This window comes from Pseudomonas sp. BP6 (genome assembly GCF_017875935.1).
GTDB classification, from domain to species: Bacteria; Pseudomonadota; Gammaproteobacteria; order Pseudomonadales; family Pseudomonadaceae; genus Aquipseudomonas; species Aquipseudomonas putida_Y.
In genome coordinates this window covers 811801-824201 of sequence record NZ_JAGINI010000001.1, presented here as the reverse complement: position 1 = coordinate 824201, position 12401 = coordinate 811801, and the positions used below count along the sequence as shown (strand labels likewise).

The window sequence follows — 12401 nt, the reverse complement described above, 5'->3', positions numbered from 1 at the left end:
CGATCTGCGTAGGAGCGGGTTTACCCGCGAATACGGTGGCGGCGGCAACGGTGAACGGCGGGTGGATATTGGCCAGCAGGACCGGCCTCTTCGCGGGTGAACCCGCTCCTACACGACGGCCTGAGTCCGACCCCAGATGCGTGTCCACCACCGATCTGCGTAGGAGCGGGTTTACCCGCGAATACGGTGGCGGCGGCAACGGTGAACGGTGGATGGAAATTGGCTAGCAGGGCCGGCCTCTTCGCGGGTGAACCCGCTCCTACACGACGGCCTGAGTCCGACCCCAGATGCGTGTCCACCTCCGATCTGCGTAGGAGCGGGTTTACCCGCGAATACGGTGGCGGCGGCAACGGTGAACGGCGGGTGGATATTGGCCAGCAGGGCCGGCCTCTTCGCGGGTGAACCCGCTCCTACGACGGCCTGAGTCCGACCCCAGATGTGTGTCCACCACCGATCTGCGTAGGAGCGGGTTTACCCGCGAATACGGTGGCGGCGGCAACGGTGAACGGCGGGTGGATATTGGCCAGCAGGGCCGGCCTCTTCGCGGGTGAACCCGCTCCTACACGACGGCCTGAGTCCGACCCCAGATGCGTGTCCACCTCCGATCTGCGTAGGAGCGGGTTTACCCGCGAATACGGTGGCGGCGGCAACGGTGAACGGCGGGTGGATATTGGCCAGCAGGGCCGGCCTCTTCGCGGGTGAACCCGCTCCTACACGACGGCCTGAGTCCGACCCCAGATGCGTGTCCACCACCGATCTGCGTAGGAGCGGGTTTACCCGCGAATACGGTGGCGGCGGCAACGGTGAACGGCGGGTGGATATTGGCCAGCAGGGCCGGCCTCTTCGCGGGTGAACCCGCTCCTACACGACGGCCTGAGTCCGACCCCAGATGCGTGTCCACCTCCGATCTGCGTAGGAGCGGGTTTACCCGCGAATACGGTGGCGGCGGCAACGGTGAACGGCGGGTGGATATTGGCCAGCAGGGCCGGCCTCTTCGCGGGTGAACCCGCTCCTACACGACGGCCTGAGTCCGACCCCAGATGCGTGTCCACCTCCGATCTGCGTAGGAGCGGGTTTACCCGCGAATACGGTAGCGGCGGCAACGGAGAACGACGGGTGGAAATTGGCCAGCAGGCCCTGCCCTCTCGCTCAGGGTCACCACCTGTAGCGAATAGGCTGGAATGGGTAACGCTTCAGGCCGTTTCGGGATAGCTGTACTCGAACACCCGAACCACCTCAGAGGCATGCCACGAGGCGGCCTCCATGCCATCGACCGGCCCGGTAAACCGCCCCAGGCGCTCGACACACTCAAAGAAGCCAGTACGCGGCAAACGGCTGGCGCCTTGGCTGATCACCAGCGAACTGCGTAATGGCTGCTCGGCACGGGCATCCAGCACCGCCAGGTATTCCAGCGCGGCAGTCAGCGTCTGCATGGCCGGGCTGGGCAACTGCAAGCGCTCGATCAGTGCTCGGTATGTCAGCAAGTGACGTTGACGACGGGCCAGGTCAAGCTCACCCAGCAGGTTATCCCAGTGCTGACGGCTGATCCTGACCTGGCTCATGATGGCTCGCTCCAGCCAGCCACCCCCAGATGCCAGGCCAGGGCGCGGCGGATGGCAGCATCTGGCTGGCGCTCACCCGATTCGATCATGGCCAGATACGCCGGGCTCACCCCGACATTGCGCGCCAGTTGCTCAGGGGCAATGCCCTTGGCCTGGCGAATCTGGGCGACTTCGTTGAAGGCTGGCAGGGGGGCACTGGCAACAACGCCCTGCGCCTCACCGGAAACCGCCTCGGCAGGTGCCTGCCCTGCAGCCTTGAGCAACGCCTGGTATTGCTCCCAGGGAACGACGGCGTACTCGGGTTGACCGTCCCGGCTGATGACCTGAATACCCATTACAAACCCCTTTAAAAAGGATTACAGCATGTAATCCGTAGGCATAACCCTTATGCCAATTATATTACCAACTCCGAGGTCTGTGCAGTTGAGGTGATATTCAGGCCAGTTTGATTAGCTGTTGCGCTCCAGCCGCAGTGCTTCCGGGGTAGCCGGCAGGCGCTCGACCGCGCGCAGCCGTTCGGGTGCCTGGTTATCGCGCCAGGCCTTGAAACGCGCCAACTCGTCGGCCACGGTTTTCAGCACCCAGCCCAGCACCGCGATGTCATCGAGGAAACCCACCCCCAGCAACCAGTCCGGGATAGCATCGATGGGGCTGACGAAATACAGCAGACCAGCCACGACAGTGACCAGCGCCTTGGGGCTGATGGCGCGGTACTCACCCCTCCACCAGGCCAGGCACAGCGACTGCAGCAGCTTCACATCTTCACGCAGTTGTCCCAGGCGCGGGCCTTTGCGCGCCACCGCGAACAGCAAGGCCGGCAACCGCCCGCGGCTGAGCAGGCGCTCGGCCAAAGGCAGGAAACGAGCAAAATTCCAGGGTGCGCTCATGGAGCCTCCGAGAGGAAAAGGTTATCCACATTTATTGTGGATAACCTTGTGAACAGGGCGATGTTTCCGACCTCAGGTGCCTGCCTGGCAAGGGGCCGGGTCAGATCGGGCGTTTTTTACACAGTCGTTTCACGCCATGACTACCTACGCCGCAAACGATTTGCATCAGAAACATCCTACTTCTTCACGTTGCATTTCCTCGGACAGTATCAGCTGTCGCAGGTTCGTCCAATCGGCACAAACGAAAACGCCCCATCAATGTGGGGCGTTTTCGACAACCAGCCAATGTTACTTGGCAGGTGCTTCTTCAGGCGCTTCTGCTTGCGGCTCGGCGCCTTGCAACTGGGCCGGGTCCTTGATGGCGATCAGTTCCAGATCGAACACCAGTACCGAGTTGGCCGGGATCAGCGGGCTTGGGCTTTGCGCGCCATAAGCCAGTTCAGCCGGGATGAACAACTTGTACTTCTCGCCGACGTGCATCAGTTGCAAGCCTTCGACCCAACCTGGGATCACGCCGCTGACCGGCAGGTCGATCGGGCTGCCACGCTCGACGGAGCTGTCGAATACCTTGCCATCGATCAGCTTGCCTTCGTAGTGGACAGTGACCACGTCTGTCGGCTTTGGCTGCGGGCCGTCGGCCTTCTTGACCACTTCATACTGCAGGCCCGAGGCAGTGGTGACCACGCCTGGCTTCTTGGCGTTTTCTTCGAGGAACTTCTTGCCGGCGGAGGCGGCTTCTTCGCTGGCCTTGGCCAGGCGCTCCTCGGCGCGTTTCTGCAATGCGGTGAAGGCCTCTACCAGCTCTTCGTCCTTGATGCGTTGTTCTTTCTTGCTAACGGCGTCTTCGATGCCGAGGGCGACTGCTTTCGAATCAAGGTCTTCCATGCCTTCCTGAGCCAGGCTCTTGCCCATGTTCAGGCCGATACCGTAGGAGGCTTTCTGCGCCGGAGTCTTCAGCTCGGGGCTGCTGGCTTGTTGATCGCAGCCAGCCAGTACCAGGCCTACCAGGGCAACCGCAGCCGCCAAACGATGCTGTTTCATGCTATTTCCTTGTTCATGCGCCATAAGGGCAATCAGGGTAAAGCCGCGAGCTTAGCAGGCGGCCATGACCAATGGCTACCGGCATAGGAGCGGGTTTTCGTAAGGAAGTTCAGTCGTTAAAAGCTTCTTCATCGAAGGCTTTACAGCCATTGGCCAGTATTGACCCTTTGTGCCGGGTTTGCCGGTTTTTTGTGGCCTTTTATTTCTGCGGGTTCTGAGGTCGGAAACCCCAGGGCAGGCAGGCCACCGAAAACCTCAAGGATAACGCCCCTCCCGATATTCCCCCGCCACCTCCCGCAGCACCTCACCCACCCACTGCGCCGGCAAACTCATCGGCAAGGCGGCATTGCGGCAAATCCCCACCGACCCTCCCGGCTCACGCACACCCAGGTCAAGCTCGACCAGTTCGCCACGGCGCAGGTCGAGCAGCACGGCATCACGCGGCGCCACCCAGAGGCCATCGCTGCCCAGCAGGTAGCGCCGGCTCAGGGCCAGCGACAGGGTTTCCAGGCGCTGCGCCGGCATCTGGATGCCGCATTGCACGAACAGGCTGTCGGCGTGCTGGCGGATGGTGGTGCCGGCCGGCGGCAGCACCAGCGGGTAACGCCCCACCTGCCCTCGCTCCACGGGCGTACTGGCCAGCAGCGGGTGACCCGGGCGCACCACCAGGCTCATCGACTCGCTGTACAGGTGCTCGAACGACAACCCCTGGATTTGCGGACTGTCGGTCATGCGCCCCACCACCAGTTCCAGCTCCCCCAGGTGAAGCTGGCCAAGCAACTGCGCGCTGACCCCGGTGACCACGCTGATCACCAGCGCTTCATGGCGCTGATGCAGGCGGCACAGCACCTCGGGCATGAGCAGGCCTTCGACCGTGGACAGCACGCCGATGCGCACCTGCGACGGCGCCCTCGCCTCGCCACGCAAGCTGCTGACACCATCGCGCAGTGCCTGCACACTGGGCCCGGCGTAACGCATGAAGCGGGTGCCAGCCGGGGTCAGCTCGACACCCTGCCGGCTGCGCTCGAACAGGCGCGCCTCGAGCAGGTCCTCAAGCTCCTTGAGGGTCTTGGAAATCGCCGGCTGGCTGATCGACAGGATATCGGCCGCCCTGGCCAGGCTGCCCTGCCGGGCAATCTCCAGAAAGCACAGCAGGTGGCGGTATTTGATGCGGGTGTCGAGGTTCATGGCAGCAAGCTTACCGCATCGCTACTTGCGGCGTATCCGGGTCGCGCTGCTGGCGGCGGGATGACCCGAGCGGCAGTCCGAGGATCTAGCGGAAATACCGAGAAAAGCAGGCTTCGTCGGCAATTCAACAAAGCCGCGCCAGCTCGCCCACCGGGGGGGCTGCCATTGAGCAGTTCCCCTGCCGATGGCCCCACAGGTGCAGCGCCGTATTTGAAGGCGGTGCAGACTCTGTGGGAGCGGGCTTGCCCGCGAAGAGGCCGGCACAGGCAGCAAAGGGTTGTCAGGCCAAAGCCAGCTCCACCGCCTCACCCTTCATCCGTACCGGCCATACCCGCAACCGCTGCGCGCTATCCTCCAGGCACTCCCCGCTCAGCAGGCTGAAGTGCTGCTTGTAGAGCGGCGCGGCCACCACCAACTCACCTTGCACGCTACCCACCAGCCCGCGGCCGATGATGTTGGCGCCGGAGCGCGGGTCGCGGTTTTCCACCGCGTACAGCGGCTGCGCCTGCCCCGGCAGGTAGAACAACGCCACCTGGGCCCCATCGACCCAAACCACGACCCCGGAGTCGGCCACCAGGTCTTGTGCCTGGCACACCGTCTGCCAGTTTTCCTGCGTGTTCACAGCAGCATTGGCCAGGTTCATCAGACAGCCTCCTCGACAGTTGGGATCAGGTGCAGTGGTGCAGCGGGCCGGCGTTGCTCGCGTTCGCGCACGAAGTGCACGTCCGGGTCGGCGCGTCGGTCGTTGACGAAGGTGCGGAAGCGCTTGAGCTTCTCCGGGTCGTTGAGGGCATTGGCCCATTCGCATTCATACTGGTCGACCACATGCTGCATCTGTGCTTCCAGCTCGCTGGCCAGGCCCAGGCTGTCGTCGATGATCACCTGCTTCAGGTAGTCCAGCCCGCCTTCCAGGTTTTCACGCCACACCGAGGTGCGCTGCAGCTTGTCGGCCGTGCGGATGTAGAACATCAGCACGCGGTCGATCAGGCGCACCAGGGTTTCGTCGTCCAGGTCGGTGGCGAACAGCTCGGCATGCCGCGGGCGCATGCCGCCGTTGCCGCATACGTACAGGTTCCAGCCCTTGTCGGTGGCGATAACGCCGATGTCCTTGCTCTGCGCCTCGGCGCATTCACGGGTGCAACCCGATACCGCGAACTTGAGCTTGTGGGGGCTGCGCAAGCCCTTGTAGCGATCTTCCAGGCGCAGGGCCATGGCGACACTGTCCTGCACGCCATAACGGCACCAGGTACTGCCCACGCACGACTTCACCGTGCGGGTCGACTTGCCGTAGGCGTGGCCGGTTTCGAAACCGGCCTCGATCAGTTCGCCCCAGATCAGCGGCAGCTCGTGCAACTGGGCGCCAAACAGGTCGATGCGCTGGCCACCGGTGATCTTGGTGTACAGGTCGTATTTCTTGGCCACCTGGCCGATGACAATGAGCTTGTCGGGGGTTATTTCACCGCCGGGAATGCGCGGCACCACCGAATAGGTGCCGTTTTTCTGCATGTTGGCCATGAAGGTGTCGTTGGTGTCCTGCAGCGGCACCAGCGCCGGGTCCATGATCGGCTGGTTCCAGCACGAGGCGAGAATGTTGCCCACTGCCGGCTTGCAGATGTCACACCCCAGATGGCCCTTGCCATGGCGTTCGAGCAGTTCGCTGAAGGTGCGGATACCCTCCACCCGCACCAACCCGTACAGCTCCTGCCGGGTGTAGGCAAAATGCTCGCACAGGCTCTTGTCCACCGCCACACCGCGGGCCGTCAGTTCGTGCTCGAAGACTTGCTTGAGCAGGGCCGCGCAACCACCGCAGCCGGTCGCGGCCTTGGTGCAGCCCTTGACCGCAGCGAGGTCGCTGCAGCCGCTGTCGATCGCGGCGCACACCGCCCCCTTGCTGACGTTGTGGCAGGAGCAGATGGTCGCACTGTCGGGCAGCGCATCGGCGCCCAGGGCCGGCGCACCACCGCCTTGCGGCAAGATGAGCGCTGCCGGGTCGGCCGGCAGGGCGATGCCGTTCTGGGCATACTGCAACAGGGTGTCGTAATAGCTGTTGTCGCCGACCAGCACCGCGCCGAGCACGTGCTTGCCGCTGGCATCCACCACCAAACGGCGGTAAGCGCTGTTGGCTTCATCGATGAAGCGATAGCTGCGCGCGCCCTGGGTGGCACCGTGGGCATCGCCGATCGAACCGACATCCACACCCAGCAGCTTGAGCTTGGTCGACATGTCGGCGCCGGTGAACGCCACCGCCGCCTCGCCCATCAGCAGCCCGGCCAGGTTGCGCGCCATGCTGTAGCCCGGGGCGACCAGGCCGAACACGCTGCCGTTCCACGAGGCGCACTCGCCGATGGCGAAGATGCGTGGGTCGCTGCTGCGGCAGTGGTTATCGATGACCACGCCACCGCGCGCGGCGATGTCCAGGCCGCAACCCCGGCCCAGTGCATCCTGTGGGCGGATACCGGCGGAGAACACGATCAGGTCGGTTTCCAGGTGCTCACCGCCGTCGAAGTTCATGCGGTAGCGGTAGGTTTCACCGGCACTGACCGACTGGGTGGCGCGCGCCAGGTGCACCCCCACACCCAGCGCTTCGATCTGCGCCTTCAACGCGGCACCGCCCTCGCCGTCCAGCTGTACCGGCATCAGCCGTGGGGCGAATTCCACCACGTGGGCTTCCAGCCCCAGCGACTTGAGGGCGTTGGCCGCTTCCAGGCCAAGCAGGCCACCGCCGACCACCACCCCTCGGCGGGCACCGGCTGCGGCAGCACGAATACCATCAAGGTCGTCCAGGGTGCGGTAGACCAGGCGGGCATTGCCGCTGGAGCCTTCGATCGGCGGTACGAAGGGATAGGAGCCGGTGGCCAGCACCAGTTGGTCGTAGCCATAGCGACCTTCGGCAGTGACGACTTCGCGGCGCTCGCGGTCGATCTCCAGCACGGCTTCACCCAGGTGCAGGTGCACGCCATTGGCGTCGTAGAAATCGTGCTCACACAGGGCCAGGGTTTCGGCACAGCTGCCGCCGAAGTATTCGGACAGGTGCACGCGGTCATACGCGCGTTGGCGCTCTTCGCCGAATACCCGCAGCTCGAAGCGCTGCAGGGCGCCGCGACTGACCAGTTGTTCGACGCAATGGTGGCCGACCATGCCGTTGCCGACGATGACCAGTTGCTCTCGTTGCCCGCTGCTCGCTGTTGCCTTCATAAGCCGATCCTCGATCAAAAAAAAAGCGCCTGGAGCCGAAGCTCCAGGCGCCTTTGCCTGTATTCATCACGGTAGGGGGCCCGGGTTGATCGCCGTTGATCAGTGGGCTTTGTTGTATCCGAGGTTAAGCAGGGAGCGTGCCAATCGGGTTGTCTGGGATGCGTGGCTTGCCTGGGTTGCCTGTGTCGGCCTCTTCGCGGGTAAACCCGCTCCTACACTTGCGCTGGGCCCGCCCAGCCAATGCACATTCAAGGTGCACAACACCCCATCTTGGAGCACTTCAGTACACATCGCGCCGATAACGCCTGGCCTTGCTCAAGCCTTCGACATAAGCCGCAGCCGCCGCCGCATCCATCCGGCCATGCTCGGCGACGATCACCCGCAACGCCGCATCCACATCCTTGGCCATGCGCTGGGCATCGCCACACACATAGAAATACGCCCCCGCCTCCAGCCATTGCCACAGCAGCGCACCCTGCTCGAGCATGCGCTGTTGCACATAGATCTTCTCAACCTGGTCCCGCGAGAACGCCGTGTCCAGCCGCAGGTGCCCCGCTGCTTGCCAGGCCTGCAACTGCTCCTGGTAATAGAAATCGGTCGCTGCGTACTGCTCGCCGAAGAACAGCCAGTTGTCGCCTTTTGCCCCCCGTGCCTCTCGCTCCTCGAGGAACGCCCGGAACGGTGCAATGCCGGTACCAGGGCCCACCATGATCACCGGCACGTTGTCGTCCTCGGGCAAGCGAAAGTGCTTCGACACCTGCGGGAAGATCTCCACTTTCTGCACCTGCGCACGGTCGGCAAGGAAGCTTGAGCACACGCCTTTACGTTCGCCATAACGCACCGTCGATACCGTCAGATGCACCTGGCCTGGGTGCGCCAGCGGGCTGGAGCTGATCGAATAGAGCCGCGGCTGCAATGGCTTGAGCAGTTCCAGCCAGCTGGCCAGCCGCAACTGCTGGGGGAAGGCGCGCAGCACATCGACCAGTTGCCGGCCCCACAGCCAATCTTGCAGCTCGGCCTTGCATTCAGGCTGCAGCAAGCGCTGCAGGTCAGGCGCGTTGCTGGCAAATACCTGCAGTTGTTGCGCAGTGACCTTGGCAATTTCCAAGTGTGTTTGCAGGGCTTCGGCCAATGGCATGGCGCAATGACCTTTAAGTTCGACCATCGCCTGGCCATCGAGCTGCATCAGCGTCAGCAGCTCTTCTACCAGGGCCGGGCAGTTGCGCGGCCATACGCCCAGGGCATCGCCGGCCGCATAACTGAAGCCGCTGCTGCCCAAGTCGAAGACCAGCTGACGGGTTTCCTTGCTGGCGCCGGGGCCATTGAGCAGGCGGTTTTCCAGCACAGTGGCCATCCAGGGTTGCTGCTTGCTATAGGCCGCCAAGGGTGCAGGTTCACTCACCGGTGGTGGTGCCGCAGCACTGCCCAGTGCAGGCAATAGTGCTTCGAGCCAGCCGGCAAAGGCATCGTCGAAGTCTGGCTCGCAGTCCACCCGTTGCAGTAGGCGCCGCCCTCCCAGCTCGGCCAGGCGCTGGTCGAGCTTGCGGCCAAAGCCGCAGAACTGGTCGTAACTGGAGTCGCCCAAGGCCAGTACGGCATAGGGCAGCCCGGCGCAGTGAGCGCCCTCCTCACCCTGCAAGGCCTGCCAGAATGCCGCGCCGCTGTCGGGCGCGTCGCCATCGCCAAAGGTGCTGGCGATCAATACCACACTGGCAACGCCCTGCAGCTGGCTTGGGCTGACCGCCTCCAGGCAGCTGAGTTGCACGTTCAGACCGGCACCGCGCAGGCGCGCGGCACAGCGTTCGGCCAGTTGCTCACCAGTGCCGGTCTGCGAGGCCCACAGCACCTGATGCCATGGCGCGGCCTGTGCCGAGATGGGCGCAGTTGCAGGCTGGGCGAACAGCCCGGCCAGCAAACCGTCGACAAACAAACGACGGCTGGCAGCCAGCGGCGCACTGGCCGGCAGGCGGGGTACGCCCTCGGCGCGGGCCTGGTCCAGGCCCAGCAGGAAACCTTGCAGGTAATGACGCTCTTCTTCGGCCAGCACCGGAACCGGCAGAGTGTGCAGGCCAAGCAGGCGGGACAGGGTGGCGGTCGGCATGCGGACAGGCTCTACAGTGGCAGTGTTCAGATCAAGGGCGTCGATGCGCTCGCCTGCGACCCGCTCCAGGGCTACGGCGCAGTGTTTGAAGGCAGGCTGCAGCGACAGCGGGTCGACCGCATCGCAGGTCGCGGCGTTGATCGCCAATTGCTCACCGATCAGGTCATTCCAGTGAAACGGCGCAAAGCAGTTGCCCGGCATGACCCGGTCACTGATGCGCGCTGGCAACACGGCGTGCCCTCGACGCGAGCGAACGGCCACCTGGTCCTTTTCAGCAACACCCAGCCGGGCAGCATCCTCGGGATGAATCTCAAGGTAGGGGCCGGGCTCCAGCTTGTTTAGTGCCGGCACCTTGCCGGTCTTGGTCAACGTGTGCCATTGGTGCTGCACACGGCCAGTGTTCAGCACCATGGGGTATTTATCGTCCGGCAATTCCGCTGCCGGTAACCAGGGCCGCGCAAAGAAGCGCGCCTTGCCACTGGCGGTGGGGAAAGCCAGTGCCGGCCGCCCTCCTTGGGCATCGAGCAGGAGCGCCTGGCTGCTGCCGTCGTTGAGGTAGCGCAGCGGGCTGCGCTGCTGTTGGCTGCCCGGCGCACAGGGCCACTGGCGCGGCTGCGTACGCAATTCGGCATAGCCGATACCGCGCAGGTCATAACCGGTTGAGGGGTTGTGGAAGCGGCGTATTTCCTCATACACCGCTTCGGCATTGGGGTAGTCGAAGGCGTCGGCATAGCCCATGGCACACGCCACGCGGGCAATGATCTGCCAGTCCGGCAAACTTTGCCCGGGCGGCTCGACAGCGCGGGGCATCAGGGTCAGGTTGCGCTCGCTGTTGATCATCACGCCCTCGCCTTCGGCCCACAGCGCGGCCGGCAGCAGGATGTCGGCGTAACGGTTGGTTTCGGTGTCAAGGAAGGCGTCCTGGGTAATGACCAGTTCGGCCTTGCGCAGGCCGTCGATCACTTGCTGGCGGTTGGCGACACTGGCCACCGGGTTGCTGCAGATGACCCAGCAGGCTTTCACTTCACCGGTTTTCATCTGCCCGAACAGCGCCACCGTACCCTCGCCGCCCTCGCTGCGCAGGCTGCCGGGTGGCAGTTGCCATTGTCGTTCGACGAACGCGCGGTCATCTTCCACCAACGCTGAGCGCTGGCCTGGCAAGCCGGGGCCCATGTAGCCCATGTCGCGGCCGCCCATGGCATTGGGCTGGCCGGTCAGCGAGAACGGGCCGCTACCGGGGCGGCAGATGGCACCCGTGGCCAAGTGCAGGTTACAGATGGCGTTGCTGTGCCAGGTGCCGTGAATGCTCTGGTTCAAGCCCATGGTCCAGCAGCTCATCCAGTTGTTGGCGCTGCCGATCCATTCGGCGGCCTTGATGATATCGGCCTCGGCCAGCCCGGTGATGGCGGCTACGCGCTCGGGGGTATAGTCGTCGAGGAAGGCCGGCAGTTCGTCCCAGCCTTCGGTGTGGCGGGCGATGAAATCGGGGTTGGTGTGGCCGTTGCGATGCAGCAGGTGCAAAAGGCCGTTGAGCAAGGCCATGTCACTGCCGGGGCGCACCTGCAGAAACAGGTCGGCCTTGTCGGCGGTTGCGCTGCGCCGCGGGTCGACGACGATCAGCCTGGCGCCGGCCTTGACCCGATCAAGCAGGCGCAGGAACAAGATCGGGTGGCAGTCGGCCATGTTGGCGCCGATCACCAGAAATACGTCGGCGTGCTCGAAGTCCTGGTAACTGCCAGGTGGGCCATCGGCGCCAAGCGACAGCTTGTAGCCACTGCTGGCGCTGGCCATGCACAGGCGCGAGTTGGACTCGATGTGGCGCGTACGGATAAAGCCCTTGGCCAACTTGTTGGCCAGGTACTGGGCCTCCAGCGACATTTGCCCGGACACATACAGCGCCACGGCATCCGGGCCGTGCTGGTCGATGATGCCGCGCAGACGCTCGGCGGTGGCGGCGATGGCCTGGTCCATGCTGGTGCGCACCGGCGGCTGGCTGCGTTGCTGGCGCACGTAGGCGTCGGCCATGCGCCCGCTGGCACTCAGTGGCAGGTGGGCGGTGAGGCCTTTGGTGCATAGGCGGCCAAAGTTGCTCGGGTGCAGCTTGTCGCCGCTGATCTTGCCGACCTTGCCATCGGCAACGCTCATGACGATGCCGCAGCCCACGCCGCAGTAGGGGCAGACGCTTCGTACTTCGCTGTTGGCCATGGGCGGGCTCCTGTGGAAAACGCAAAAAGGCGCCGGCTGCCCCTGCATGCTGATGCAAGCGGGGCAACACGGCGCCTTTGTCGTGAAGTGGTGAGGGCTGTCGACGTTGACAGCCCGGGATGAGGGTAGATCAGCAATTTATGGGCCAGCTATACCGGCCCTTTCGCGGGCATGCCCGCTCCCACAGGGATATCGCAAGGCCTGAGGGCGGCGCCGTACCTA

General features: G+C 64.2%; 8 protein-coding genes. All 8 read right to left on the bottom strand.

Annotated elements, in window-relative coordinates:
• Nucleotides 1-1193: 1193 nt before the first annotated feature.
• The gene (locus J3A98_RS03750) at nt 1194-1562 is read right to left on the bottom strand and encodes a hypothetical protein (RefSeq protein WP_003252539.1); all 369 of its coding nucleotides are present in this window, start codon (nt 1560-1562) and stop codon (nt 1194-1196) included.
• Entirely contained in the window at nt 1559-1897 is a 339-nt protein-coding gene (locus J3A98_RS03745) for a helix-turn-helix transcriptional regulator (protein ID WP_176685014.1), read from the bottom strand. The genes J3A98_RS03750 and J3A98_RS03745 overlap by 4 nt, the downstream gene beginning before the upstream one ends.
• Nucleotides 1898-2011: 114 nt before the next feature.
• Nucleotides 2012-2449, bottom strand: coding sequence for a YkvA family protein (locus tag J3A98_RS03740; RefSeq protein ID WP_176685013.1), 438 nt, complete (start codon nt 2447-2449; stop codon nt 2012-2014).
• Nucleotides 2450-2737: 288 nt separating this feature from the next.
• Nucleotides 2738-3490: an FKBP-type peptidyl-prolyl cis-trans isomerase gene (locus J3A98_RS03735; RefSeq protein ID WP_010952765.1), complete on the bottom strand. Its 753-nt coding sequence runs from the start codon at nt 3488-3490 to the stop codon at nt 2738-2740.
• A 255-nt stretch (nt 3491-3745) separates the two neighbouring features.
• On the bottom strand, nt 3746-4678 hold the full coding sequence (pcaQ, locus tag J3A98_RS03730; RefSeq protein ID WP_209964107.1) for a pca operon transcription factor PcaQ: 933 nt from the start codon (nt 4676-4678) through the stop codon (nt 3746-3748).
• Nucleotides 4679-4958: 280 nt separating this feature from the next.
• Nucleotides 4959-5321, bottom strand: coding sequence for a nitrite reductase small subunit NirD (gene nirD / locus J3A98_RS03725; RefSeq protein ID WP_209964104.1), 363 nt, complete (start codon nt 5319-5321; stop codon nt 4959-4961).
• Nucleotides 5321-7873, bottom strand: coding sequence for a nitrite reductase large subunit NirB (nirB, locus tag J3A98_RS03720; RefSeq protein ID WP_209964101.1), 2553 nt, complete (start codon nt 7871-7873; stop codon nt 5321-5323). Before nirB ends, nirD begins: the two co-directional genes overlap by 1 nt.
• A 280-nt stretch (nt 7874-8153) precedes the next feature.
• The gene (locus J3A98_RS03715; protein WP_209964098.1) at nt 8154-12179 is read right to left on the bottom strand and encodes a bifunctional nitrate reductase/sulfite reductase flavoprotein subunit alpha; all 4026 of its coding nucleotides are present in this window, start codon (nt 12177-12179) and stop codon (nt 8154-8156) included.
• Nucleotides 12180-12401 lie beyond the last annotated feature (222 nt).

Excerpts from the sequence above, each read along its gene's own strand:
- J3A98_RS03750 (WP_003252539.1), bottom strand. The coding sequence starts at position 1,562 with ATGAGCCAGGTCAGGATCAGCCGTCAGCACTGGGATAACCTGCTGGGT.
- J3A98_RS03745 (WP_176685014.1), bottom strand. The coding sequence starts at position 1,897 with ATGGGTATTCAGGTCATCAGCCGGGACGGTCAACCCGAGTACGCCGTC.
- J3A98_RS03740 (WP_176685013.1), bottom strand. The coding sequence starts at position 2,449 with ATGAGCGCACCCTGGAATTTTGCTCGTTTCCTGCCTTTGGCCGAGCGC.
- J3A98_RS03735 (WP_010952765.1), bottom strand. The coding sequence starts at position 3,490 with ATGAAACAGCATCGTTTGGCGGCTGCGGTTGCCCTGGTAGGCCTGGTA.
- pcaQ (WP_209964107.1), bottom strand. The coding sequence starts at position 4,678 with ATGAACCTCGACACCCGCATCAAATACCGCCACCTGCTGTGCTTTCTG.
- nirD (WP_209964104.1), bottom strand. The coding sequence starts at position 5,321 with ATGAACCTGGCCAATGCTGCTGTGAACACGCAGGAAAACTGGCAGACG.
- nirB (WP_209964101.1), bottom strand. The coding sequence starts at position 7,873 with ATGAAGGCAACAGCGAGCAGCGGGCAACGAGAGCAACTGGTCATCGTC.
- J3A98_RS03715 (WP_209964098.1), bottom strand. The coding sequence starts at position 12,179 with ATGGCCAACAGCGAAGTACGAAGCGTCTGCCCCTACTGCGGCGTGGGC.